This is a genomic window from Tropicibacter naphthalenivorans, assembly GCF_900176475.1.
GTDB classification, from domain to species: Bacteria; Pseudomonadota; Alphaproteobacteria; order Rhodobacterales; family Rhodobacteraceae; genus Tropicibacter; species Tropicibacter naphthalenivorans.
In genome coordinates, this window is sequence record NZ_FWXX01000002.1 from 431,487 (window position 1) to 456,287 (window position 24,801).

25 protein-coding genes are annotated in these 24,801 nt (G+C 63.9%); 11 read left to right on the forward strand and 14 right to left on the reverse strand.

The genetic code is table 11. The features are described 5' to 3' along the window. Positions 1-68: 68 nt before the first annotated feature. From ntrX to dusB, 5 genes are all read right to left on the reverse strand, one after another. Positions 69-1,484 carry a nitrogen assimilation response regulator NtrX gene (gene ntrX, locus B9A11_RS06355; protein ID WP_058246733.1) on the reverse strand — a complete coding sequence of 472 codons (1,416 nt, stop codon included), beginning with the start codon at positions 1,482-1,484 and terminating at the stop codon, positions 69-71. 22 nt (positions 1,485-1,506) lie between these two features. Then, on the reverse strand, positions 1,507-3,780 hold the full coding sequence (locus tag B9A11_RS06360; RefSeq protein ID WP_083499779.1) for a sensor histidine kinase NtrY-like: 2,274 nt from the start codon (positions 3,778-3,780) through the stop codon (positions 1,507-1,509). Positions 3,781-3,891: 111 nt separating this feature from the next. After that, the gene (locus tag B9A11_RS06365) at positions 3,892-5,262 is read right to left on the reverse strand and encodes a response regulator (RefSeq protein WP_058246731.1); all 1,371 of its coding nucleotides are present in this window, start codon (positions 5,260-5,262) and stop codon (positions 3,892-3,894) included. After that, a complete protein-coding gene (locus B9A11_RS06370; RefSeq protein ID WP_058246730.1) occupies positions 5,262-6,347 on the reverse strand; it encodes a two-component system sensor histidine kinase NtrB in 1,086 nt (361 codons plus the stop codon). Before B9A11_RS06370 ends, B9A11_RS06365 begins: the two co-directional genes overlap by 1 nt. Continuing rightward, positions 6,344-7,327: a tRNA dihydrouridine synthase DusB gene (gene dusB, locus B9A11_RS06375; RefSeq protein WP_058246729.1), complete on the reverse strand. Its 984-nt coding sequence runs from the start codon at positions 7,325-7,327 to the stop codon at positions 6,344-6,346. The genes B9A11_RS06370 and dusB overlap by 4 nt, the downstream gene beginning before the upstream one ends. 174 nt (positions 7,328-7,501) lie before the next feature. On the opposite strand from dusB, the gene B9A11_RS06380 reads away from it, so the two are divergent. From B9A11_RS06380 to B9A11_RS06395, 4 genes are all read left to right on the forward strand, one after another. Then, complete coding sequence (locus B9A11_RS06380; RefSeq protein ID WP_058246728.1) at positions 7,502-8,632, forward strand: bifunctional 2-C-methyl-D-erythritol 4-phosphate cytidylyltransferase/2-C-methyl-D-erythritol 2,4-cyclodiphosphate synthase; 1,131 nt, start codon at positions 7,502-7,504, stop codon at positions 8,630-8,632. Next, the gene (locus B9A11_RS06385) at positions 8,629-9,123 is read left to right on the forward strand and encodes a phosphatidylglycerophosphatase A family protein (RefSeq protein WP_058246727.1); all 495 of its coding nucleotides are present in this window, start codon (positions 8,629-8,631) and stop codon (positions 9,121-9,123) included. Before B9A11_RS06380 ends, B9A11_RS06385 begins: the two co-directional genes overlap by 4 nt. After that, a complete protein-coding gene (locus tag B9A11_RS06390) occupies positions 9,120-9,605 on the forward strand; it encodes a CinA family protein (protein WP_058246726.1) in 486 nt (161 codons plus the stop codon). The genes B9A11_RS06385 and B9A11_RS06390 overlap by 4 nt, the downstream gene beginning before the upstream one ends. Before the next feature lie 276 nt (positions 9,606-9,881). Then, complete coding sequence (locus B9A11_RS06395; RefSeq protein WP_058246725.1) at positions 9,882-11,060, forward strand: ammonium transporter; 1,179 nt, start codon at positions 9,882-9,884, stop codon at positions 11,058-11,060. 91 nt (positions 11,061-11,151) lie between these two features. Here the strand turns inward: B9A11_RS06395 and B9A11_RS06400 are convergent, their stop codons facing one another. The 3 genes from B9A11_RS06400 to B9A11_RS06410 form a co-directional block, all read right to left on the reverse strand. Further along, positions 11,152-12,429, reverse strand: coding sequence for a hypothetical protein (locus B9A11_RS06400; protein ID WP_058246724.1), 1,278 nt, complete (start codon positions 12,427-12,429; stop codon positions 11,152-11,154). 109 nt (positions 12,430-12,538) lie between these two features. Beyond that, the gene (locus B9A11_RS06405; RefSeq protein ID WP_058246723.1) at positions 12,539-12,823 is read right to left on the reverse strand and encodes a hypothetical protein; all 285 of its coding nucleotides are present in this window, start codon (positions 12,821-12,823) and stop codon (positions 12,539-12,541) included. 117 nt (positions 12,824-12,940) lie between these two features. Continuing rightward, positions 12,941-13,384 carry a type II toxin-antitoxin system RatA family toxin gene (locus B9A11_RS06410; protein ID WP_058246722.1) on the reverse strand — a complete coding sequence of 148 codons (444 nt, stop codon included), beginning with the start codon at positions 13,382-13,384 and terminating at the stop codon, positions 12,941-12,943. A gap of 81 nt (positions 13,385-13,465) precedes the next feature. Between B9A11_RS06410 and hpt the strand changes: the two genes are divergently transcribed. From hpt to B9A11_RS06425, 3 genes are all read left to right on the forward strand, one after another. Continuing rightward, on the forward strand, positions 13,466-14,008 hold the full coding sequence (gene hpt, locus B9A11_RS06415; RefSeq protein WP_058246721.1) for a hypoxanthine phosphoribosyltransferase: 543 nt from the start codon (positions 13,466-13,468) through the stop codon (positions 14,006-14,008). 309 nt (positions 14,009-14,317) lie between these two features. Beyond that, positions 14,318-14,770 (forward strand): c-type cytochrome, encoded by a 453-nt coding sequence (locus B9A11_RS06420; RefSeq protein ID WP_058246720.1) that lies wholly within the window; start codon positions 14,318-14,320, stop codon positions 14,768-14,770. Between the two features lie 3 nt (positions 14,771-14,773). Further along, the gene (locus tag B9A11_RS06425; protein ID WP_058246719.1) at positions 14,774-15,652 is read left to right on the forward strand and encodes a c-type cytochrome; all 879 of its coding nucleotides are present in this window, start codon (positions 14,774-14,776) and stop codon (positions 15,650-15,652) included. 60 nt (positions 15,653-15,712) lie between these two features. On the opposite strand, the gene B9A11_RS06430 is transcribed toward B9A11_RS06425, so the two are convergent. Continuing rightward, a complete protein-coding gene (locus B9A11_RS06430; RefSeq protein ID WP_058246718.1) occupies positions 15,713-16,234 on the reverse strand; it encodes a YbhB/YbcL family Raf kinase inhibitor-like protein in 522 nt (173 codons plus the stop codon). 362 nt (positions 16,235-16,596) lie between these two features. Here B9A11_RS06430 and B9A11_RS06435 point away from each other — a divergent pair, with 362 nt between their 5' ends. Then, entirely contained in the window at positions 16,597-16,815 is a 219-nt protein-coding gene (locus B9A11_RS06435; RefSeq protein ID WP_058246717.1) for a DUF2798 domain-containing protein, read from the forward strand. Between the two features lie 60 nt (positions 16,816-16,875). Here B9A11_RS06435 and lipA read toward each other — a convergent pair whose 3' ends face one another. Further along, positions 16,876-17,826, reverse strand: a complete 951-nt coding sequence (gene lipA, locus B9A11_RS06440) for a lipoyl synthase (protein WP_058246716.1) — start codon at positions 17,824-17,826, stop codon at positions 16,876-16,878. Between the two features lie 375 nt (positions 17,827-18,201). On the opposite strand from lipA, the gene B9A11_RS06445 reads away from it, so the two are divergent. Next, positions 18,202-18,750 (forward strand): peroxiredoxin, encoded by a 549-nt coding sequence (locus B9A11_RS06445; RefSeq protein ID WP_058246715.1) that lies wholly within the window; start codon positions 18,202-18,204, stop codon positions 18,748-18,750. 64 nt (positions 18,751-18,814) lie between these two features. On the opposite strand, the gene B9A11_RS06450 is transcribed toward B9A11_RS06445, so the two are convergent. The 3 genes from B9A11_RS06450 to B9A11_RS06460 form a co-directional block, all read right to left on the reverse strand. Continuing rightward, positions 18,815-19,306: a GNAT family N-acetyltransferase gene (locus B9A11_RS06450; protein ID WP_058246714.1), complete on the reverse strand. Its 492-nt coding sequence runs from the start codon at positions 19,304-19,306 to the stop codon at positions 18,815-18,817. Further along, complete coding sequence (locus B9A11_RS06455; protein WP_058246713.1) at positions 19,306-20,217, reverse strand: hydrogen peroxide-inducible genes activator; 912 nt, start codon at positions 20,215-20,217, stop codon at positions 19,306-19,308. Before B9A11_RS06455 ends, B9A11_RS06450 begins: the two co-directional genes overlap by 1 nt. A gap of 78 nt (positions 20,218-20,295) precedes the next feature. Further along, a complete protein-coding gene (locus B9A11_RS06460) occupies positions 20,296-21,408 on the reverse strand; it encodes a DUF6456 domain-containing protein (protein ID WP_058246712.1) in 1,113 nt (370 codons plus the stop codon). Positions 21,409-21,639: 231 nt separating this feature from the next. Here B9A11_RS06460 and B9A11_RS06465 point away from each other — a divergent pair, with 231 nt between their 5' ends. Further along, on the forward strand, positions 21,640-21,930 hold the full coding sequence (locus tag B9A11_RS06465; RefSeq protein ID WP_058246711.1) for a DUF6477 family protein: 291 nt from the start codon (positions 21,640-21,642) through the stop codon (positions 21,928-21,930). Between the two features lie 37 nt (positions 21,931-21,967). Here the strand turns inward: B9A11_RS06465 and B9A11_RS06470 are convergent, their stop codons facing one another. Beyond that, positions 21,968-23,512 carry a trimethylamine methyltransferase family protein gene (locus tag B9A11_RS06470; RefSeq protein ID WP_058246710.1) on the reverse strand — a complete coding sequence of 515 codons (1,545 nt, stop codon included), beginning with the start codon at positions 23,510-23,512 and terminating at the stop codon, positions 21,968-21,970. A 389-nt stretch (positions 23,513-23,901) separates the two neighbouring features. Between B9A11_RS06470 and B9A11_RS06475 the strand changes: the two genes are divergently transcribed. Then, positions 23,902-24,801, forward strand: a complete 900-nt coding sequence (locus B9A11_RS06475) for a delta-class carbonic anhydrase (protein ID WP_159452480.1) — start codon at positions 23,902-23,904, stop codon at positions 24,799-24,801.

Sequence of the window (24,801 nt, forward strand, 5' to 3'; positions counted from 1 at the left end):
ATGGTCTTGCTGTATAAAAGCGCGCGGAAGCGCTCCTTTGGATCAGGCTTCCCCCCGCGCGATGCGGATCAGGAGGCTTGCTCGATCTCGTCCTCGACGCGGGCCACCCGTGCGCCGGACTTTTGGCTGGTCACCACGCCGAGCGATTTGAGCTTGCGGTGCAAGGCCGAACGTTCCATCCCCACAAAGGACGCGGTGCGCGAGATATTCCCGCCAAAGCGGTTGATCTGCGTCAGCAGGTACTCGCGCTCAAACGCCTCACGCGCCTCGCGCAGCGGCAGCGTCGCCAGCGTGCCCGACAGCACCACGCGCCCTTCGGCATCCTCGCCGGGTGCCGCATCACTGGGCAGCTCGCGCGCCTCGATCGGCCCGGTGCCATCCCCAAGGATCAACACCCGTTCGATCAGGTTCTTGAGCTGGCGCACGTTGCCGGGCCAGGTCATCGTCTGCATCAAGGCCACCGCATCCTCGGACAGCTCGCGCAGGGGCAGCCCCTGCGTGGCGTTGCAGGCCTCGATAAAGTGCTGCGCCAGAACCGGAATATCCTCGCGCCGTTCGGCCAGCGACGGCACCGCGATCGGCACCACGTTCAGGCGGTGATACAGTTCCTCGCGAAAGCGCCCCTCGGCGATTTCCACCTGCAAGTCGCGGTTCGTCGAAGAGATCACCCGCAGGTCCACCCGCACCTTGTCGTTGCCGCCCACGCGGGTGAATTGCTGGTCCACCAGCACCCGCAGGATCTTGGACTGGGTGCCGTGGGGCATGTCCGCGACCTCGTCGAAATAGACCACGCCGCCGTGCGCCTGTTCCAGCAGGCCGGGTTCCACCCCGCGCTGCGCGCTTTCCTTGCCAAACAGCATCGTCTCCATCATGTCGGGCTCGACCCCGGCGCAGTTGACGGTGACAAAGGGCGCATTCGCCCGCCCCGAGCGGCCATGGATATACCGCGCCGCCACCTCTTTGCCCGCCCCCGCAGGGCCGGTCAGCATCACGCGGCCGTTGGACTTGGTCACCTTGTCCAGCTGCGAAACCAGCGTGCGATAGGCGGCGCTGTCACCGATCATCTCGGCCGCCTTGACCTCTCCGCGCTTGAGCTGGTTGTTCTCGCGGCGCAACAAGGATGTCTCCATGGCGCGGCGGATCACCACCAGAAGCTGGTCGATGTTGAACGGCTTTTCGATGAAATCATAGGCGCCTTGCTTGATCGCCGCGACCGCAATCTCGATGTTGCCATGGCCGGAAATGATCACCACCGGGATGTCGGGGTTGTCACGCTTGACCGCCTTGAGGATGTCGATCCCGTCCATCTTGCTGTCCTTGAGCCAGATATCAAGGATCAGCAGCGCGGGCGGCTCGGCGTTGATCTCGGCCATGGCCTCGCTCGAGTTGCCAGCAAGGCGCGTGGTAAAGCCTTCGTCTTCGAGGATGTCGCCGATCAGCTCGCGAATATCCCGTTCGTCGTCAACAATAAGAATGTCGCTCATTCTGGGCCCCTACTCTTTCTTTTCAAACTTGTTCCAGCGCCTGTACGCCGGGGTCACTGACTGCAATGTCCAAGGGCAACCGCAAGACCGCCATGGCCCCTTGGTGCGCCCCTTCGGCAAAGGCGGGTGCGTCGTCCAGCACCAGCGTTCCGCCGTGTTCTTCGATGATCTTTTTGACGATGGGCAGGCCAAGGCCGGTGCCCTCGTCGCGCGTCGTCACATAGGGTTCGAACAGCCGCGCGCGGTCCTCTGGCAGGCCGACGCCGTTGTCCATGATGCGGATTTCGCCCTTGTCGCCGTCTACCGTGGCGGTGATGCGGATCTGGGGCGTGTAGCCGTCCGGCGCGCCGTTTTCGCGCAAGGTGACCGTCGCCTCACCGGCGTTCTTGATCAGGTTGGTCAGCGCCTGCCCGATCATCGCCGCATCCAGTTCCGCGGGCATCTTGCCGCTGGGAATCTCGGTGGTGAAGCGCACGTCCGGCTGCCCCGCCTCTTGCAACAGCACCGCCCCGCGCAACAGATCGCCAAGGTCTTCGCTGCGGCGGTCGGGTTCGGGCATCCGCGCGAATTTGCTGAACTCGTCGACGATGCGGCGCAGCCCTTCGGTCTGGCGGACGATGACTTCGGTCATATCCTCCAGCTTGGCGGCGTCGTCCTCGTCCAGCTGGCGGCCAAACTTGCGCTTGATGCGCTCGGCGGACAGGCGGATCGGCGTCAGCGGGTTCTTGATCTCATGGGCGATGCGGCGGGCCACGTCGCCCCAAGCGGCCATCCGCTGGGCGCTGACAAGGTCGGTCACATCGTCAAAGGCCACCACGAAACCTTCGAGGGAGCCATCGTCGCGGCGGCGCGTCGACAGGCGCACCAGCAGGTTTTCCAGACGGCCCTCGCGGCTGACCTTGACCTCGTCCTGCGCGGTTTCCATCGACTGGTCGCGCAGGCGGTCGAACAGCGGGCCGAACTCTGGCACCGCCACGGGCAAAGGGATCGCCTTGTGGGTCTCGTGCCAGCCCAGCAGGCGCTCGGCGGAGCGGTTCACAAAGGTCACTTTGCCTTCGGCATCAAGGCCCACCACCCCCGAGGTCACGGACGACAGCACCGAGTCGAACAGGCGCTGGCGGCGCTCGATCTGGCGGGTGTTTTCCAGCAGCGTGTCGCGCTGGCCCTTCAGCTGGCGGGTCATCTGGTTAAAGTACCGCCCCAGCATGGAAATCTCGTCGTCGCCCTCTTCCTCAAGGACCTGCACGTTCAGGTCCCCTGCCCCGACACGCTGCGCGGCCCCCGCGAGGCGGCCCACCGGGCGGCTGAGCTTTTCCGCGAACCAAAGCCCGGCCCAGGTGGCGGCGAGGATCAGCAGCAGGGCAAAGCCAAGATACAGCACTGCAAAGTCGAACAGCCGCCGCCCGCGCTCGGATTCCTGTTGTTGGTAAAAGCGCGCGGTTTCCTGCGTCTCGTCCAGCAAGTGCAGGATCGCCCCGTCCACATCGCGCGTCACATAAAGGTAGCGGTCGGGAAAGGCCCGCAGCCGCACCAGCGCGCGCAGCTCGTTGATGTCCCAATCGGGGATAATCGCAAGGCCGTTGTCGGCGGCCTCGGCAAAGCTGTCCGCGCTCGGTTTTTCGAAATCGAACAGGTAGGACCGCTCGCCGCGCGCACGGATTTCGCCAGCGCTGTCAACCACATAGGCCTCGGACAAGCCACGCTGGATCTGCGATTGCCCCTGCCCGAGGATCTGCCGCAGATCGCCGTCATCCATGCCGGCATTGGCGCGGCGGCTGGCGTCAAGAAAGCTGGCCAACGCCGAGGCGTCCGCCTGCATGGCCACGCGCTGTTCGGCCTCATAGGCTTCGGCAGCCGCCAAAGACGCGCCCACCACGTTCTGCACCCGGCTCGAAAACCACGTCTCAAGGCCGATGTTGATGGTTAACACGGCAAAGACCGCCACCGTCACCGTGGGCAGCAGCGCCATCAGCGCAAAGGCCCCGGTCAGCCGCAGGTGCAGGCGTGATCCCGCCGATTGCTTGCGCCGTTCGGTGACCATGCGGGCGACGCGGCCCAGCACCATGGTCGCCAGCGCGAGCACATAGATAAAGTCCGCCAGCAGGACCAAGCGCAGGCTGAGCGCAGTTGCGCCTTGCCCGAACGGCCCAAGGACCAGAAACGTCGCCAAGGCCAGCAACGGCCCCAGCAAAACCAAGCCCAGCGTGATCGCGTTCTGCACGCGTCGCTGGCGTCTGAGCCGTGTCAGACGCGCCCACGTTGTGGACCCAGACAATGAGCGTGCCCGCGTTGCCACAGCCTGCCCCCAAATTGATGCGCTGAACCTTGGGGTCCAAGGCCAGCAACCGCCATATATTGTGGCCTTCTCATCACGCCAGGGCGAAGGGGCCACAGTTATGTGGTCTTTTTACATCAATTTGCGGCGCCGTGTCACGCGAATATCGAGATCGGTGATTTTCTTTCGCAGCGTATTTCGGTTGATGCCCAGAAGGTCGGCGCATTTCGCCTGATTCCCGCCTGTGGCCTCTAGGGCCAGTTCGATCAGCGGGCCTTCGACCTCGCGGACGATGCGGCCATACAGCCCCGGCGGCGGCAACATCGCGCCGTGCAGGTCAAAGTAGCGCCGCAGGTGGCGCGCCACGCTGTCGCCCAGCTTGTCACTGTCGCCGCCACGCAGCACCGCGCCGGTTTCGGGCTGGTTGCCAAGGACGGCTTCGACCTCGGCGCGGGTGATTTCATCGGTGCGGCTGGTCAGAGACAGGCGGCGCACGGCGTTTTCCAGCTGGCGCACATTGCCCGGCCACGAGTAGACGCGGAAAAGGTCCGCCGCCCCTTCGGACAGCCAGCGCTTGGGCGCGCCTTCGCGTTCCCCGCGCAAGAAGAAGTGGTCGGTCAGCAGCGGAATATCCTCGACCCGCTCGCGCAAGCTGGGGACCGCGATGGCTGCCCCGTCGAGACGATAGAACAGGTCCTGACGCACCTTGCCGCCGTCGATCAGGCTTTGCGGATCGTATTGCGACGACGCAAGGAAGCGCGGCGTGTGATCGCCCGGCACGTCCATCATGCGCACGATGCGGCCCTGCACCTCGTCGCTGACATCGGCGATCTCGTCGATCAACAGCGTGCCGCCCTTGACCCGCGCCAGCACCCGCGCAGGCCCATCGAGGTCTTGCAGATCGGCCGCCGTGACGGTGACAAAGGGCAAGGACCGCCGGTCGGAAAAGTCGTGCAACGCCTTGGCAATCAAGGATTTCCCCGTCCCGCTTTCGCCCGTGATCAAGACCGGCAGGTCGGTGTTCATCACCCGCGCCACCAGACGGTACAGCGCCTGCATCGCCGGGGTTTTCCCCACCAAAGGCAGCTCATCGGGGGCATCGGCGCCCACCACCGGCTCTTCGCGCTTGGGCGCGCGCTTGCGGTTGTCGAGCGCCTTGGCCGTGCGTTTCATCAGGTCGGGCAGGTCAAAGGGCTTGGGCAAATAATCATAAGCCTCGGCCTCGGCGGCCTGAATGGCGGTCATGATGGTGTTCTGCGCCGAAATCACGATCACCGGCAGGTCGGGCCGATCCTCGTTGATCTTGGGCAGCATTTCCAGACCATTGCCGTCGGGCATCATGACGTCGGAGATCACCACGTCGCCTTTGCCCTCGCCGACCCAACGCATCAGCGTCGTCAGCGAAGAGGTCGCGTGCACCTTACAGCCTGCGCGGGTCAGGGCTTGGGTCAAAACCGTGCGAATCGTGCGGTCGTCATCCGCGACAAGTACTGTACCATCCATCACTCAGTCTCCTTGCTCTGTCCCGTTGCGCGGGGCAGTGAAATGCGAAACACGGTGCGGCCGGGGACCGAGTCCACCGAAATCCACCCGTCGTGGTCGGAAATGATCTTGCTGACCAAGGCCAGCCCCAGCCCCGTGCCGTTTTCCTTGCCGGACACGAAGGGATCAAAGATGTCGCCCTTGATGTCGGGCGGCAGGCCGGGACCATCGTCGATGATCTCGATCTGCAAGGGCAGCGTGTGCCCAGAGCCATCCGCCCGGCGCAGGCGGAAGCTGTGTTCGTAAAAGGTGTGCAGGCGGACGGTGCCGCCGGCGATCGGGTCCGCCGCCTCGGAAGCGTTTTTCACAAGGTTCAGGATCACTTGCAGCAGCTGGTCCGGATCGCCCATCGCCATGGGCAACGAGGGGTCGTAATCCTCGATGATTTTCATATGCGCGCCGAACCCCAGCGCCGCCGAGCGCCGCGCGCGGTCGAGCACGTCGTGGATATTGACCTCGCGCCGTTCGGGGGGCGAGAGGTTGCCGAATTGCTCGACCTGTTCGAGCAGCTTCACGATGCGGCGGGTTTCGGCGACGATCAGATCGGTCAGTTCCTGATCCTCTTTGGGCAGGCCCATGCTGACAAGCTGCGCCGCCCCGGTGATCCCGGCCAGCGGGTTCTTGATTTCATGGGCCAGCATCTCCGCCATGCCGATGGCCGACTTGGCCGCCGATTTGACAGAGTGGCTTTGCGTCATCCGCCCGGCCAGCTCGCGCGGGGAAATCAGCATCACCATCCAGCCCGGCTTGCCCTGAAGCGGCGCGATTTGCAGGTTGCACACCAGCGGCGCGCGGCTGCCGGTGCCCACGTCCACGTCATTGACGAACAGCGGCGTGCCGTGTTCGCGCGCGCGCATCAGGCTTTCCTCCAGCGGCGCGTCCACCGCGATGCGGTCCCAGATGGGCTGACCCGTCAGCCACTTGGCCGAGTTGTTCAAAAAGCCTTCGCCCGCCGGGTTCACATCCCCAATACATTCGTTTTCGTCGATCAAAATTGCCGGGACCGGCAAAGAGGACCAGATTTGCATTTCCGTCGTTTCCGTCATGCCGCCTCCGTCGGGGCCGTCGCCAGCGCCTCGGGCAACAGGCGCAAGACCTGCGCGGGCGTTTTCTCTGTTAAGATCTGTTGGCGCAGGGGCGCGGCGGTTTCGGCGCGGTCCATGTACCAACCCAAGTGTTTGCGCGCGACGCGGTTGCCCAAAGTCGCGCCATAGAAGTCCAACATCGCCTCGTAGTGGGCGCAGACCATGTCGGCCAGGGCGCTGCCCGTGGGGATGTCAGGCGCGGGCGTGCCGTAAAGCTCGGCTGCAATCTCGGCCAGCACCCAAGGCGCCCCTTGCGCCCCGCGCCCAACCATGACGCCATCGGCGCCGGACAGGTCCAGCGCTTGGCGGGCGGTCGCAGCGTCAATGATGTCGCCATTGGCCACCACCGGCACATTGACCGCCTGTTTGACCTCGGCAATGGCGGCCCAGTCGGCGTGCCCTTTATAGAACTGACAGCGGGTGCGGCCATGGATCACCACCATTCGGACCCCGGCCCCTTCGGCACGCTTGGCCAGATCGGCGGCGTTGCGCGCGCTGTCATCCCAGCCCAGCCGCGTCTTGAGCGTCACCGGAACGTCAACCGCGTTCACCACCGCCTCGATCAGGCGCAGCGCGTGGTCGGGCACCTGCATGAGGGCCGAGCCAGACCAGCCGCCCGTCACCTTTTTCGCCGGGCAGCCCATGTTGATGTCCACCACCTTGGCGCCCATGTCCACAACCTGGCGGGCGGCTTCGGCCATGGGTTCGGGCTCTCGTCCGGCGATCTGGACGCTGGTGTTTTCGATCTGCGCGCCCAGTTCGGCCTTTTCGCGGGTGCCGGGGCGCGCGGTCAGGAACTCGCCAGACGCGATCATTTCGGACACCACGAGGCCCGCGCCAAAGCGCGACACCAGATTGCGAAACGGCAAATCGGTGATTCCCGCCAGTGGGGCCAGCAGCACGGGGGGCGTTATTTCCTTGGGTCCGAGGGGCAGCGGCAAGTGCCTATTCCTTGTGCAATTAAGTTTGAGGTAACTGTGTCCTTTATACTGTTCAATATTCTGCGGCCTTTTTGCAGGCGCAGAAAGGGCTCATGCCTAATTTTTAATCACCACCCCGCAAGATTGCGCAGCACTTCATGAGCGCCTAAGACAAGCGCAAAGGGAGCCAGAGCCATGGACATAGCCATTGTGATCGTTGCGGCGGGGCGCGGGACACGCGCCGGGGGCGGTTTGCCAAAGCAGTGGCAACCGGTCGGCGGCAAACCCGTGGCGCGCTGGACGCTGGAGCGTTTGGCGGGGTTCGGACGGCTGTGCATGGTGATTCACCCCGACGACCGAACCTTGGCGGCGCAAGTCTGTGACGGGCTGGAGGTCACTTTGGTCGACGGGGCGGCGACTCGCGACGGATCGGTCCGTGCGGGGCTGGAGGCGCTTGCGCCCACCGCGCCGGATGTCGCGCTGATCCACGACGTGGCACGCTGCTGTGTGCCGGATGCGGTGGTCCAAGGGGTCATCTACGCTTTGGAAACGCACGCGGGCGCGGCCCCTGCCCTTGCCGTCAGCGATGCCTTGTGGCGCGGGGAAAATGGCCTTGTGGTCGGGACACAGGACCGGACCGGGCTATATCGCGCCCAGACCCCTCAGGGGTTCCGCTTTGACGCGATCCTTGCCGCGCACCGCGCCCACCCCGGCGGCGCGGCCGATGATGTCGAGGTCGCGCGCGCGGCGGGTCTCGACGTGGCCATCACCCAAGGCGATGAGCGCAACCTCAAGATTACCCTGCCCGGCGATTTCGCGCGGGCGACCGGACTATTGGAGAGACAGATGGATGTAAGGCTTGGCAACGGCTATGACGTGCACGCCTTTGAAGAGGGCGATCACGTGATCCTCTGCGGCGTGGAAATCCCGCATGACAAGGCACTTAGGGGCCATTCCGACGCCGATGTGGGGATGCACGCGGTGACCGACGCGCTGTATGGCGCAATGGCCGAGGGCGACATTGGCCGCCACTTCCCCCCGTCCGAGCCGCAGTGGAAAGGCGCGCCGTCCGAGATCTTCCTGCGCCACGCGCGCGATCTGGCCAGTGAAAAAGGGTTCACCATTTCCAATGTCGATTGCACCTTGATCTGCGAGCGCCCCAAGGTCGGCCCGCACGCCCCGGCGATGATCGCCAAGATGGCCTTTATCCTTGGGATCACCGAGGACCGCGTGTCGATCAAGGCGACCACCTCGGAAAGGCTTGGGTTTACGGGCCGTGAAGAAGGGATCGCGGCGATTGCCACCGCGACGCTGGTGCGCACATGAAGGCGATTGCGTCCCTTGGATATGTCGGTTTCCTGCGGCCTGCGCCGGGGACTTGGGGCTCGGCTGTGTCGGTGGTTTTGGCCTATGGCGTGCTGTTGGTCGGGGGCTTTTGGCTGCTGGCAGCGCTCACGGTGGTGGCCTTTGTCGTGGGCTGGTACGCCACGGCGCAAGTCACCAAGACCGGCGATCACGACCCGTCCTGGGTGGTCATCGACGAGCTGGTCGGCCAGTGGATCGCGCTTTGGCCGGTGGGCTATGGCGCGGCCTTTGCAGGGGCGGACCTGCTGGCGCTGTACCCGGGCTGGATCGCGGCATTCGTGCTGTTCCGACTGTTCGACATTCGCAAGCCGTGGCTGGTGGGCAAGGCGGACCGGCGCGGCGATGCCTATGGCGTGATGATGGATGACGTCTGGGCCGGGGTCTTTGCCGCCTTTGGCGTCTTTGTCCTTGCGGCGCTGTATCACGTCCCGCTGATCCTGAACGCGCAATGACCCGGGCCGAGGATATCGTGGCGCGCGCCACGGCGCTTGGCCTGACGGTCACCTGCGCGGAAAGCTGCACGGGGGGCAAGGTCTCGGCGGCGATCACCGATGTGCCGGGGTCGTCGGCGGTGTTCGAGCGGGGCTTTGTCACCTATTCCAACGTGGCCAAGACCGAGATGCTGGGCGTCTCCCCCGCCACGCTGGGCGCCCATGGCGCGGTGTCAGAGCAGGTCGCGCGCCAGATGGCGCAGGGCGCGTTGCAGGCGGCGCGGGCCGATGTGGCGGTGGCGATTTCCGGCATCGCGGGCCCCGGCGGGTCCGAGTTCAAACCCGAAGGCCGCGTCTGCTATGCGCTGGCGACGGCCTCTGGCGTGGTGTCGGAAACCATCGAACATGGCGCTTTGGGGCGGGCGAATGTGCGCGCAGCGGCCGCCGACCACGCGTTGGATTTGATCCTGCGCGGGCTGGCAGATCTGGACGGCAAATCTTAAAGCGCTGATCGACATGAGGCCAAGGGGCCAGAAATAGCCCCACACCGCCCCATGTTCCGCACAATATTTAAGCGAAAAATCTGCATACAACAGCACACCGCCCGCAAAATAAGACATGCGCGTATCGCCCGGTAAGGGGGCATTAACCAAAATAACCGCCCATTTTTTAGCCGTTTTGCAAACTGCCGCCGTTTTACGCGCCCTCAAAAGCCAAAGATACTTTTTTTCGCATCCGAATCCTGCATGTACGCCCGCAGGAAACCGGAGGGACAAGATATGAACGGAGCGGATACCGCTTGGATCATCGTCGCGACAGCGCTTGTGCTGTTCATGACGTTGCCGGGGCTGGCGCTGTTTTACGGCGGCCTCGTGCGTGCACGAAACGTACTGAGTGTCTTTATGCACTGCTATGCCATTGCCTGCCTGATGAGCGTGCTTTGGCTGGCGTTTGGCTATTCCATCGCATTCGGCGAGGGCAACGCCTATTGGGGCGGTCTGGACAAGATGTTCCTGAACGGCGTCACCGCGGACACCCTGTCGGGCACCCTGCCCGAGGTGCTGTTCTTTGCCTTCCAGATGACCTTTGCGATCATCACCCCGGCGCTGATCGTCGGCGCGTATGTGGAGCGTGTGGGCTTTGGCTTTGTGATGCTGTTCTCGGCGCTGTGGATGCTGATCTGCTACGCGCCCGTCACCCACTGGATCTGGGGCGGCGGCATGATGGCCGATGGCGGCATCTTTGGCGACGTTGGCGTCAAGGACTTTGCCGGCGGGATCGTGGTGCACGAAACGGCGGCCATCGCGGCGCTGCTGATCGCGGTTTTCCTTGGCCCGCGCAAGAACCAAAAGCACCCGCCGCACAACCCCGGTTACGTGATGATCGGTGCGTCCATGCTGTGGGTCGGCTGGTTCGGCTTTAACGGCGGCTCGCAGCTGGCGGCAGATGGCGGCGCGGCCATGGCGCTGACCGTGACGCATATCTCGGCGGCGACGGCCTCGCTGACCTGGGCGATCTGGGAAAAGATCAAGTTCGGCAAAGCGTCCCTCGTGGGCATCGTCACCGGCACCATCGCCGGTCTGGCCTCGATCACCCCGGCGTCGGGTTTCGTGAACCCCATTCAGGCGGTCATCATCGGCGCTATCGCAGGCATTCTGTGCCAGGAAGCGGTCAACCTGATCCGCAACAAACTGCAAATCGACGACACGCTGGACGTGTTCGCGGTGCACGGCGTGGGCGGCATCTTTGGTACGATCATGATCGCGGCCTTTGGGCTGGGCTCCTGGACGGCGCAGCTGGGCGCTCTGGCGATTGTTGGCATCTTTACCGTGGTTGTGACCGTGGTGCTGATCTTTGTGGTCAAGGCGATCACGCCGCTGCGCGTGGACGAAGAGACCGAGCATCAGGGTCTGGACATCACCACCCACGGCGAGCGGGCCTACGATCACGCCAGCTAAGCTGGTCTGACAGACAAAACGAAACGGGCCCCTCGCAGGGCCCGTTTTTTGTTGTCCTTAGGCGGCTGTGACAGCCTTGTCAGGCTGGCGCTTAGGCGGTGGTCATCAGCTTGGCCGGATCGGCGGCAGAGGTGGTTTCCGCAGCGCCACGATAGCCTGCGGTGGCCGCCTCCAGCGCCTCTGTCACCGGCGAGGTGTCGCTTTGCTCGGCCATCATCCCTTTGGGGGCCTCACTGCTGGCCTCGGTCAAGGCAGAGCCGCCGCGCGGGGCGTTGGGGTTCGCAGGAGCCTCGGTGGGACGCTCTCGACCAATGGGCGTGGTCGTCGCCTCAAAGGCTTCTTGCTGCGCGATCACCTCGGCTTCGGCCTCTTCGGCCTCGGTCACGGCGGTGTCCTCTGCGGTGGCGTCGTCACTGGTGCCCACGGGCCGGGTGGTCAGCTCAAAGTCGGTCTCTGTCTTGATATAGTCCGCCTCTTCGCGCTGCTTCACCTCGGTGGGCTGCTCCTGTTGGCGGGCCTCTTCGCGGCGCAGGCGCTTGTCCTCTTGGGCGCGGTTCTCGATCCGCTGTTCGTCGCGTTCGGCGTTGCGCTCGGCCTCGCCGCGGGCGGCGGTGCCCTTTAGCTCGGTCCGCTCGTCGCCCTGCCGCTGAGCCTCTTCAGAGCGGGCAAAGCGCGCGCCCTCTTGGCGGTCGGCATTTCCGGCGCGTTCGGCTCGGGCGCTGTCCTGACGTTGCAAGCCATCGGTCCGCTCGGCGCGGGCTGTCTCTTGGCGCGCAGCGTCAAATCGGCCCAAGGCCTGCTCCTCGCCTGCATCGTTCGCTGGGCGGGTCGACGCGCCAGACCGGTCCCCTGCCCGGTCGACAGATCTGTCACCGGGGTCTCCGGCGCGGACCGTGGGTCGATCACCGGCACGGACCCCTTCCCCCTCGGGCGCAGGCTGTCGCGGCTCTGCCCCCGGACGCGCCCCGGCCAAGGCCATCTGCGCGGCAAAGCCCTTGTTGTCCTCGGCGGATTGCGGGCCAATCGCGGTGGCCGGGTTTAACGCCTGACGCACCTGACCGGCGGCGCTCATGACGTCGATCCCTTGGGTCGAGGCCGCCCCGGCAATCGCCGAGGCCACCACAACGCCGGTCTGCGAGGTGGACACAGGCGCAGTAACCGCCGGGTTCGGCGTGATGGCACTGGCGCGGCCGACTTGCCCCGTGGCAGCCGGCGCGGCGGGCGTAAAGCCGACAAGGCCCGCCGTCTGACCCGCAGGGGTCTGACCGGGCCCGGTCTGGGCCGGGCGCGCGCCATTGGCGGGCGAGACCGGCTTGGGCGCATACTGCGCCGTGGGCATTAAAACGGCCGCGTTAAAGATCGATGACATGGATTCATCCTTTCGATACGCGAATTACTCTGACCGTAAGGATTGCGCGCCAAACCTGTCAAAATCTGGGCAAGCGCCGGGGATTCGCGGCCAGTGGTTAACGCAAGGTTCAGACGATCAGATCGAGCCGCCCGGGTGTGGTGCCGTTTTCCGCCTGCCCCGCCGCTATGACCTGCCCCGTGGCCACAACGGTCGCCAGCGCGGCGATGTTCTGGGCGGCGGCTTCGGCCTTGGTGGTGGGGGCGACCTGCGCGCCAACGTATGCGGCCTGCACCTTGGTCACCAAGCGTTTGATTTCTTGGGCGGGATCGGCGGGCGCGGGTTGGGCCTGCGCCGGGGCGGCGGGCCGTTTGGCGAATTGCGCCGCAGCGCTCGCAGACGAAGAGATTTGCATGGGAGCTCCTGTAAACGTGCAAGAGCCCACAGAAAACCGGCGAAATTTGTTCTAAATCTGGCGAAGAGTCGCGTTTTGCCGCAGGTGGTTAACCCTGCCCTAAAGCTTACGCAGGACTTAACCGTAGAGCTCGGCGGCGCGCCGTTCAAACGCCCGCACAATGCGCTGCATCGCCTCGTAAAAGAACATGCCCGCCGCGCCTTGCAGCAGCTTGTTGCGGAATTCGAAATCCACGAAAAAGGACACTTCGCAACCGCCCTCGACGTCCTTGAACGCCCACTTCGAGATCATGTGCTTGAATGGCCCGTCCAGGTATTCGGTGTCGATGCGCTTGTCGTCCGGGAACAGCGTCACGCGGCTGCCAAAGCGTTCGCGGAACACTTTGAAAGAGATCACCAGATCGGCCAGCATCACCTCGTGATCGCCCTTGTCATCGCGCGAGCGGATGCGCGCCGCCGCCGTCCACGGCAGGAATTTCGGATAGGCCCCCACATCGGCCACCAGATCAAACATCTGCTGGGCGGTGTAGGGCAAGGTGCGGGTCTCGGAATGGGTCGGCATGTCGCTCTTTTCAGGGAAGCATCTTGCCCCGTGATGTCGTATGATAGCGCCGGAAAATCAAGAGCATGACGAGGGGGAACCATGCACGAGCGTCCTTATGTCGTAGATGAGATGATCAGCGCCAAGGCGATTGCCGCCCGGATCGAGGCGCTGTGCCGCGAGATCACGGCGGAGTTTTCGGACACCGACAAGCTGGTGGTGGTCGGGCTGCTGCGCGGGTCGTTTGTGTTCATCGCAGACTTGGTGCGCGAGTTGAACCTGCCGGTCGAGGTCGATTTCCTTGAGGCGTCATCCTATGGCGATGGCATGGAAAGCTCGCGCGAGGTGCGCATCCTCAAGGATTTGCGCGGCGGGATAGAGGGGCGCGATGTGCTGGTGGTCGAGGACATCGTCGACACCGGCCACACGCTGAGCCACGTGGTGCACCTGCTGGCCTCGCGCCACCCCGCCCGGCTGAAGACCATCGCCCTGCTCGACAAGCCCGTGCGCCGCGAGGTGGATTTCCGCGCCGACTGGATCGGGTTCGAAATCCCCGACGAATTCGTGGTGGGCTACGGTATCGACTTTGCGCAGCGCAACCGGAACCTGCCCTTCATTGGCAAGGTGCGCTTTACCGAAAGCTGATCTCTCGCGCCCCCAGCGCCGGTTCGCGGGGCCGTGAGGGGCGCGCCCCAAAATCCTTCTCCTCCCTGTCCGCCCTGCCCCGCCCGGGCGGCAAAGGATTTTGCACCGCGTGACGCGGGACTTGCGCGCCCTGATCGGCGGATCACGCAAGGTCAACCCGGTGTGAGGTCAGGTATTCCCGCCCTGATTGCAGGTTGACCCGCAGCGCCAGACAGCAAAAACTGAATGTAATTGCCACAAGGTCACCTTGCGTTAAGGTGGTCCTATTCAACGTCCGGGTTTCATCCGGGATTCAACAGGGAGAACCCCATGAAAAAGCTCATTACCACTGCTGTTCTGATGGCTGGCCTTGCCACCGCCGCCACCGCGCAGGACTTGCCCGCCGAGGTCAAGGCGCGTCAGGGCCAGTTCCGCATCATGGCGTTGAACCTTGGGGTTCTGGGTGGCATCGCCAAGGGCGCGATCGAATACGACGCCGCCACTGCTTCTGCTGCTGCCGACTCGCTTGTTGGCGTGTCCATGGTCCACCAGCCCACCCTGTTCAAAGAGGGCACCGATTCCATGTCCGTCGATGGCACCCGCGCCATGCCGGAAATCTGGGACAACATGGACGATTTCGGCACCAAGTGGGAGGCCTACAAGACCGCCGCCGCCGAGATGCAGACCGCTGCCGCCACCGGCAAGGACGCCATCGGCCCGGCTCTGGGCAAGCTGGGCGGCTCTTGCAAGGGCTGCCACGACACCTATCGCGCCCCTGAATAAGCCATGGGCGTCCTGAAATTTCTGGTCCCGGCGGCGGTGGTCGCTGCCGGGGTCGGGCTCTGGCTCACCGCGCCGACTCGCGTTGACCCCGATCGTTATGCCGGCCTGACCGGGGATGCCGCCGCGGGCGAGAAAGTCTTTACCGCTGCGGGCTGCGCCTCTTGCCACCACGCGCCGACCGGCGAGGACAAGCTGGTCCTGACCGGTGGCCAGCCCTTTGCCTCGGATTTTGGCACCTTTTATGCGCCGAACATTTCCCCTTCGGATCAGGGGCTTGCGGGCTGGGATCTGGTGGATTTCGCCAATGCGGTGACGCGCGGGGTCTCGCCTGAGGGCCAGCACTATTACCCCGCCTTCCCCTACACCGCCTACGCCAAGATGCAGACGCAGGACGTGGCCGATCTGTTTGCCTACATGCAGACCCTGCCCGCCTCGGACACGCCGTCGCAGGCGCATGACGTGGGCTTTCCGTTCAATATCCGCCGCTCGCTGGGCGGGTGGAAGCTGCTCTTTTTCACCGGCGATTACGTTTTGCCCGCCTCGCCAGAGGCTGGCGGGGAACGCGGCCGCTATCTGGTCGAAGCGCTGGCCCATTGCGCCGAATGCCACACGCCGCGCAACGCTTTGGGCGGGCTGGATACAACCCGCTGGATGGGCGGCGCGCCGAACCCTTCGGGCCAGGGCACCATTCCCGCGCTGACCCCGGACAAGCTGACGTGGAGCGCCGAGGACGTGGCCTATTACCTCGAATCCGGCTTTACCCCCGATTACGACAGCGTCGGCGGGCACATGGCCGAAGTGGTTGATAAATTTAGCAAACTCAGCGCCGAGGATCGCATGGCAGTGGCTCAATACGTCAAGGCTCTGCCCGCGCTGGACTAACCTCCTTGCCAAACAGACAGCAGGCGCGCCCCACGCGGGACGCGCCTTTTTCTATGCAGCTTAGTGCCCGAACATGCCGGTAAGACTTGCCGTGGCGGTGGCATTGGCATTCACCATAAAGCCGACAACCGCCTTGGACGGCGCGCCAGACACGTCAAGCGCCTCGGGCAACGCATACAGCGTAAAGACATAGCGATGCGGATCGCCAGCGGGCGGGCACGGGCCGCCCCAACCTTCGGCGCCGTAGTCATTGGCCCGGACGGTGACGCCCTCGGGCATAGCCGCGCCCTGCGTGATGCCGGTGCTGTTCGCCGGGATGTTCACCGCGATCCAATGCCAAAAGCCCGCGCCCCCCGTCGGCGCGTCGGGGTCATGCACCATCAAGGCCAGCGCCCCGGTGCCCTCGGGCACGCCCGACCATTCCAACGCGGGCGAGACATTCTCGCCGGTGCAGCCGAACACATCCGCCACGTGTTTCATGGCAATATCGCCGCCGTCCGCGATGTCCGGGCTGGTCAATTCGAACGCCTGCGCCGAGACGGCGGCAAAGCACAATCCTGCAACAAAACATGTACGTAACATATTGTTTTCTCCGGTAATAAAGCTCTTAGCAGGCGTGAGGGTGCCGCAGACTTTGGCATCCGTTCAATATCAAAAATGGTGTTTCTCAGAAGAGACTGGCAACTTTTACGTGTGCGCAGATCTGGCGCCCCCCTTAGTGCCGCTTTTCTAAACATCCAAGAAATCGCGCATCGCCGCTTGACCATGCCGCAGCGCAGCGCCACATAGGAAGGGCCGAGAAACGCCGCCCGGTTTGGTTAGCCCGGGCTTCGCGCCGCACGCGTGAAAGTTAGTCCCTGATCCCACGGCACCGCAAATTCGCGGCGGGAGTCTTGGGATCGCCCTGCCCGTCGCCTTTTGGATGCACGAACAGGAGTTAACCCATGACCAAATTCACAGTGATCCTCGCGCAGGTTTTCATCTCGGCGATGATGGCGTTCTTGATGACGGGGATTTTCACCGCTTTTCCCATGGGCTTTGCGCCGGGATGGGTGGGCGCGTGGCTGACGCGGTTCATCACCGCCTGGCCCATCGCCTTTGTGCTGTCGCTGGGGGTCGGGCCGCTGGCCTTTGCACTGGCGCAGCGCTGCACCCGGCGCTAGATCTGATGCAAAAAGGGCGGCCCAAGACCCGGACCGCCCTTATCTATTTCCCCTGTCAGATCAGCCCCTTGCGAGCTTTTCTTCACGTGCCGCGCGCAGCCGGGCAAAATCGTCGCCCGCGTGATAGCTCGACCGGGTCAGAGGCGTCGCGGACACCATGAGGAAGCCTTTGCCATAGGCGGCTTTCTCGTATGCCGCGAATTCGTCCGGGTGGACAAAGCGGTCGACGCGGTGGTGTTTCGGCGTCGGTTGCAGGTACTGACCGATGGTCAGGAAATCCACGTCAGCGGCGCGCATGTCGTCCATGATCTGGTTCACAGACTGCTTGTCCTCGCCCAGACCAACCATGATCCCCGACTTGGTAAAGATCGACGGGTCCAGCTCCTTGACCCGCTGCAACAGCCGCAAGCTGTGGAAGTACCGCGCACCGGGGCGCACCGTCGGATACAGGCCCGGCACGGTTTCGAGGTTGTGGTTAAAGACGTCCGGCTTGGCGGCCACGACCACTTCCAGCGCCTCGGGGGCACATTTCAGAAAGTCCGGCGTGAGGATTTCGATGGTCGTCTCGGGCGAGCGGTGACGCACCGCTCGGATCGTCTGGGCGAAATGCTCGGCCCCGCCGTCCTCTAGATCGTCGCGGTCCACGGATGTGATCACAACGTGGTTGAGCCCCAGCTTTTGCACCGCATCGGCCACCCGCCCCGGTTCAAACGCGTCCAGCGTGTCGGGCTTGCCGGTGGCCACGTTGCAGAACGTACAGCCGCGCGTGCAAATCTCGCCCATGATCATCATGGTCGCGTGGCCCTGGTTCCAGCATTCGCCCGCATTGGGGCAGCCCGCCTCTTCGCAGACCGTCACCAGCTTGTGCTCGCGCATGATCCGGCGGGTATCGTTGTAGCCCTTGCCCACGGGCGCCTTGACCCTGATCCAATCGGGCTTTTTCGGCTGCGCATTGTCCGGGCGATGCGCCTTTTCGGGGTGGCGCTCGGACGGCAGTTTGAGATCACGCATCGAATTTTCCCCTCACGGTTTCGGCGTTGGCACAGTATTAAAGAGGAGCAGAGGGGATTTCCAGTATCGCAAGCTGTCATACAGCGGCGCATCCCCAAAGTTAACCAGTATCCTCTGCGCCCTAGCCAGTGTTCACAGGGCTTTCAGAGCGGGACGGCCACGCGCCATCCCGCTCTTTTTACACGCGAATCATGCGATTTGGCCGCGCGCAGAAATGTGATCACAAACGCCGTTTTCACCCGGCATTAACCCGGATTGCAAAAATCACATAGATGTCTTGCGTTCAGGACATTTCTTTCAGAAGCTGATATTGCGGCGCAGCATTTTGGGCGTTATCTGGGGGCAGCGAATTTAAAACCATTCCAAGGAGCTGCCATGAAAGCCGGATTGAAACTCCCCGAGGTCACCTTCCACACCCGCGTGCGCGACGAGGCCGTTGGCGGCCCGAACCCGTTCCGCTGGGAAGACAAGACCACCTCTGACTACTTCGCCGGCAAGCGCGTGATCCTGTTCTCGCTGCCGGGTGCCTTCACCCCCACCTGCTCGACCTACCAGCTGCCCGGTTTCGAAAAGGGCGCGGCAGAGTTCAAGGAGCTGGGCATCGACGAAATCTACTGCCTGTCGGTCAACGACAGCTTTGTGATGAACAAGTGGGCCGAGTCGCAAAACCTTGAAAACGTGAAGGTTATCCCGGACGGCTCCGGCGAGTTCTCGCGCAAGATGGGCATGCTGGTGGCCAAGGACAACCTCGGCTTTGGGATGCGTTCGTGGCGCTATGCGGCCATCGTCGACAACGGCGTGGTCGAAGCGTGGTTCGAAGAGCCGGGCATCTGCGACAACCACGGCGAAGACCCCTATGGCGTCTCCTCGCCGGAAAACCTGCTCAAGCACCTCAAGGGCGAAGGCGCAGAGGCCGTGGCATAAGCCACCGGTTTTGTTGAGAGATATGGGGGGCGCGTCCGGGTTCGGGCGCGCCTTTTACTTTGGTCTAGAGGCTCAGGTGGTAGATGTGATCGGCGCAAGGTTCGCCATCAATCCGCACCGTATCCGGTACAGTCGCCACGCGCGCAAAGCCGCAGCGTTCATAGAACCGGATCGCGCGGGCGTTGCGTGAATCCACGTGCAGCGTCAGCAGGCCAAGCGCCGTCTCGCGTGCCTCGGCGATGATTCCGTCCATCAGGGCGCGCGCCGCCCCCTGCCCTTGGTGGGGCGGCGTGACGTAGAACGGCCCGATCTCGGCGCTATGAGCGATGCGCGACAGCCCGCCACGGCGCAAACCGGCAAGCCCCACGAGGGCCGGCCCGTCGAACACCCCGCGGTTGTTGCCTTGCCCCAAGATCCAGCGTGCTTGGTCGTAGGTCGCCTCTGCCTCGGCTTCGGTGGTCAGAAACCCCATGGGAAACAGCCGCACGCCTTCCATCCGCAGTTCTTGCCATGGTGCCGCATCCAACTCGGTGAGGGAGCGGTAAGCATAAGCCATCACACCACCTTTTGCGCATTGGCGATCAGACTTGCCCCCACCCCGCGCAGCGTTTCGGCCAGATCGTCGAACCACGCCCCGGTCGAGGACGACCGCCGCACCAGACCAATGCGCCGCGCCGGCTGCGGCTCATCGAACCGCCGCAGCCCAAGGTTTGGCGAGGCCGCGCATTCCGTCGGCGCGGCCAGTTCCGGCATCAGGGTAAAGCCAAAGCCCGCCTCGACCAGCCGTGACAAGGTCGGCAGCGACGACGCGCCAGTGTTGATCCGCCCGTGGCCCCGGCCCCGCCCGCAGACCGCAAGCGCTTGATCCGTCAGGCAATGCCCGTCCTCCAGCAGCAAAAGCTGGCTTTCGCCCAGCCCCTCGGGGCGCGGCACCGGCCCCAGATCGGCGAGCCGTTTGGCGTGCCCCGCCAGCAGGAATCGATCCTCGAACAGCTCGGCCTCAAACAGGCCCGGACGCTCTGTCGGCAGCGCAAGGATGCAGGCGTCCAGCGCGCCCTCGCTCAACATCGCTAAAATGCGTTCGGTTTTGCCTTCGGTCACATCGACGCCCAGCGAAATATCCGAGGCGCGCAGGGCCGCCAGGGCTTCGGGCAGCAGATAGGGCGCGATGGTGGGAATCACCCCAAGGCGCAGCGTCCCGCCCAAACCGGCGCGCCCGCCCTGTTCCAGCTGCGTCACCTCGGCCAGAATGCGCGTGGCGCTGGCCAGCGTATCGCGCCCGAGCGGCGTCAGAATCACCCGGCGGGGTTGGCGTTCAACCAGCGCCCCGCCGAGGATGCGTTCAAGCTCTTGGATTTGCACGGAAAGCGCAGGCTGCGAGACATGCGAGACCTCGGCCGCACGGCGAAAGTTCTGCTGCTCGGCGAGCGCTTTGAAATAGGTCAGTTGTTTGAGCGTGATCCTCATAGGGAAGTCCTATCACGGGATCCGAAAACGACAAGAGGACGTTAAAAAAGCGGCCCTGTCGTGGGCCGCTTTGCGGTGTTAGCCAAGCAGGTCGCCGCCATGGCGCCCGCGTTCCTCGTAGTGGCGGCGCAGGCGTTGCAGCGCGATCCGCAACACGATCTTGCCAGAGCGCGCCGACCAGCCGAGGTTTTTCTCCGTGGTCTCAAGACCTTCGAGATAGCAGCAGCAGCGCAGCGCCACATCGCCCAGACCCGGCCCAAGGTCGCGCAGCGCCGATTGCAGCCGTCCCTGCGCCGCATCCGGGCCGCCCCCGGTGCCATGTGAGACGTCAATGCCGGCGGTCAAGAACTGGTCCCAGTTCTGCGTGGTGCGCGGCCCCATCTGGCTCAGCTCAAAGTCTTCGCGCAGGCGTTCCCCCGCCGCGATCAGATCATCGCTGAGAAAGGGCGTGCCGTCCTTGTCGCGGCGACGTCCCAGCGCGGTCAGAGGGCTTTCGGCCAGCGTGTAGCGCGCCTTGCGCGCCCGCGGGTCGCGTTCGACCTCGTCCAAGGCCGCTTCGGCGGCGCGCCCGGTGTCAAACCCGGCCTGCGATTCGGCAAAGCCCCGGACCTTGGATTCCTGCTCGGCGACCATACGGCTGAGCGCCTGACGCCCGCTTGCGGTGATCCGATAGCGCGAAATGCGCCCCGGCTCGTCGCAGGCAATCCACTCTTTCAAGGCCATCGCCTGCGCGATCGGGCTGTCCACCACGGCGGTGCGGGCCGACCCGCCATCGCCGGTGTCGCGGACCACCACGGCCTTGTCCATTTCGGCACAAACGGCCAAAACCGCCCCGCTTTCGCAAAGGCGGCGCAATACCCTGCGTGCTTCCCGCGCGAGGGTCGTCTCATCCGGTGGAGACGGATAATTCACGGCAGCGTTCATAGTATCTTTATCCTTTCCTGACGGAATGGCCCCCGGCACACACCGAAAAGCCCCCAGGTTCAGCAGAGCGGCGTCGATCAGCGGGTCATCCCGTCTTGTCTCGATTCGCCGCACCTGACGCAGCACAGTTGATGCGTGGCATCCCGCCCGACGGGCCAATTCCCGGATCGAATGACCATCTTCCACATGCGCAAGATACACGCGCGCCGCGTCCGGCACCCATTCGGGCAACCCTGTCGCCGTGCGGTGTGGCTTGGCATTGGTCATAGCAGCATCCTGGCCCTCAGGCGGTTTTCCACAGACTTATCCCCAGATACGTCAATCGCAACTTTCCCGTGTGTTGGTTACTCTGAGGTTAACAAAAAGCGTCAAAAATGAGGATTTCAGTTAATTCACAAAAACTTCTGACCCCTGCGCACGCACCGAACGCCGCTTGCGCAACGGCTGCACCACCTGAGGCATAGTGCCAGCGTCATCAAAGGTTGAAGGACGACACCCATGAAAGACGTGCTTGGAATGCTGAATGATCTGCGCCGCCCGCGCCTGTTGATCCGTGCCGCCCGCATCGCGGCGCAGGATTATCAGCGCGCAAAACACCTTGGGCCGCTGCTGGGCGGCGGCGGTTTGCCCCGCTCTGGCGCGGCAATCGTCAAGCTGATGGAACTGGAGGCCGACATCGACACGCGTCGGCGCACGCATGACGCCGGCTATTCGGTGTCGGCGCATGTGGAGATTTTGACCGCCCTGATGGGCGAGGCCAAGGTCTTGCGCGAAGCGCGCTATGGATGAGCCGCGCCCGGGAGTGAGGGGCGCGGCTTGACCAAGATCAGCTAAAGCTGTCTTTGGTCGAGGCTTTCTTGTTGGCCACATATGCGGTCAACGCCTCGTAGATGGCCGGATCCATCTGCGGCTGCTGGTAGCCGTCCAGCAGCTTTTTGACCCGCGCCTGTGCCAGCGCCATGGTGTCGCGCGCGCCCTCTTCGGACCAGGTCTCGAACGGTTTGTAGTCGAGCAGCTCGCTGCGCCAGAACGCCTCTTTGTAGTTGGCGTGGGTATGCGCGCAGTCCAGATAGTGACCGCCCGGGCCGACTTCGCGCAGCGCATCCATGGCTTGCGCGTTTTCGTCATAGGCCACGCCCTGCGCCATCTTGTGCAGTGCGCCCAGCTGATCAGCGTCCATCACGAACTTTTCGAACGACGCCACGAGGCCGCCTTCGAGCCAGCCACACGAGTGCAGCATGAAGTTCACGCCGGATTGCAGCCCCATGTTCAGCGAGTTCGCGGTTTCATAGGCAGCCTGCGCGTCGGGCAGTTTCGAGCCGCAGAACGACCCCGCCGAGCGGAACGGCAGCCCCAGACGGCGGGCCAGCTGCCCAGCGCCGTAGGTGACTTGCGACGCTTCGGGCGTGCCAAAGGTCGGTGCGCCAGAGTTCATGTCGATCGAGGTCACAAACGCCCCAAAGATCACCGGCGCGCCCTTGCGAACGAGCTGCGAGTAGGCAACCCCCGCCAGCACTTCGGCCAGAACCTGCGTCAGGGTGCCGACGACCGACACCGGCGCCATGGCCCCGCCAACGATGAACGGCGAAATGATGCAGGCCTGCCCGGCCTTGGCGTAGACTTCGAGCGAGCCCATCATCACGTCGTCGAAGGTCAACGGCGAGTTGATGTTGATCAGCGAGGTCATCACCGCGTTGTCGTGCACGAACTCTTTACCAAAGAGGATCTCGCACATCTCGACGCTGTCCTGCGCGCGGCTGGCTTCGGTGACAGAACCCATAAAGGGCTTATCCGTCAGCGTCATATGCGCCATCAACATGTCGAGGTGACGCTTGTTCACCGGAACGTCGGTCGGCTCGCAGACAGTGCCGCCCGAGTGGTGCAGCCACTTGGACATGTGGCCCAGCTTCACGAACTTGCGGAAGTCTTCCATGGTGCCGTAGCGGCGACCGCCATCGACGTCGCGCACAAACGGCGGGCCGTAGACCGGCGCCAGCACCAGGTTGCGACCGCCGATTTCGACGTTTTTCTCGGGGTTGCGGGCGTGCTGGGTGAACTGCGACGGCGCGGTCTTGCACAGCTCGCGTGCGAGCCCTTTGGGGATGCGCACCCGTTCGCCATCAACCGAGGCGCCCGCCTCTTTCCACAGCGCCAGCGCGCCGGGGTTGTTGACGAAGTTTACACCGATCTCTTCCAGTACCGTTTCGGCGTTGGCCTCGATGATCTCCAGAGCTTCTTCATTGAGAATCTCGAAGTTCGGGATGTTACGCTCGATGTAACGGGCCGTCTCGACACTGATCGAGGTCCGCTCTGCGCGGCGGGCTGCCCCACCTCCGCCCCGGCTGCGTCTGCGCGTTGCCGCTTCTGCCATGGATCACTCCTCACGACTAAAGAGAGGCCGTAAATGGCCCCGCAATTGGCTCTGGTTTACCGCGCTTGTCCGGATCGTCGCCTGCGGATTCCGGCGTTTAGGGGGGGAAAACGACATCGCAGAGACAAGAATTCAGAAAGTCAGACATATTCGCCCCCGGTTTTGTCGCCAATTCGCGCCATCTGTATCCCCGTTTGTATTCCCGTCCGTCGCTCCGACGGGCGACCGTGATGTTGGCAAGAGGGTCCTAGCAATCGGTTAAACACCACGGGCAAAACCGTGAAAATTGCAGGCAAATAGTCGCGCGGCGCGAGGCGATTTTAAATTGGCGTTAGGGCCACGCGTGGCACATCCATCCCACTTGGATTGACCTATGTTGGAGGCCGTACATGTTGCCCGCTTTCCCCCGTCTTGCCTTGGCTCTGGCGCTTGGCGCGACCGCTCTGGCCAGCCCGGCCTTTGCGATCTGCACCGGGTTTGGCCCGCAGACGCCGCGCGACATTTCCAATACCTACGGGCGCAATCCGGTGACCTTTGGCATGGCCCCCCCGGCGAGCTCTCTGAACCTGTGCAACATTCATACCCACACCAATGCCGAACACATGGGACCGGGGTTTTCGATCTTTGCCGGGGATCGTGAACATGGCGGGTTCAAGTGCTCTGGCTCCAATAACCTGACCGAAGAAGAGCTGACTCGCCCCGGCAAACCCGCCAAGGCCGCCCATGGCGACGATCATGGTGACGATCATGCGGATGATGGGCACGGCGGCGGTGACAGCCATGCCGCGTCCAAGGATGACCCCCATGGCGGCGGGCATGGCGGGTTCCAAGCGGTCGAGCCGGGCGACACCATCGAGGTGCATTGGGTCTATTCCTCTTGCAATATCGAACCGGGCAAAGGGCTTGGGGCCTGCCTGTCCGACGGCTGCGCCAATCCGCAGCTGCGTGTGGAAAGCCAGGTCTTTTTGGTGGTGAACGACCCCAACGCCTTGGATTTCATGGATTTCGTCTATCGCGGCACTATGCGAAACGGCCTGCACCAACCGCGTAGCCTGCCCACGGGGACCGGCACACCGGTGGTGTTCCGCGGCTCGACCACTGGCACGAGTTACGACCAGAATACATGCTCCCCGTTGCAGGTCACGTGGTCCGTGCGCCCGCGCTGTGCCCGGCTTGACATCTCGTCACTGGATGCTTGGGCCGATGCCGGCAACGTCTTTGAAGAGAACCACAGCCACGGCGTGCGCCAGTTGGTCACCTCGCCAGAGCTGCTTGCCCCCATCGAGTGA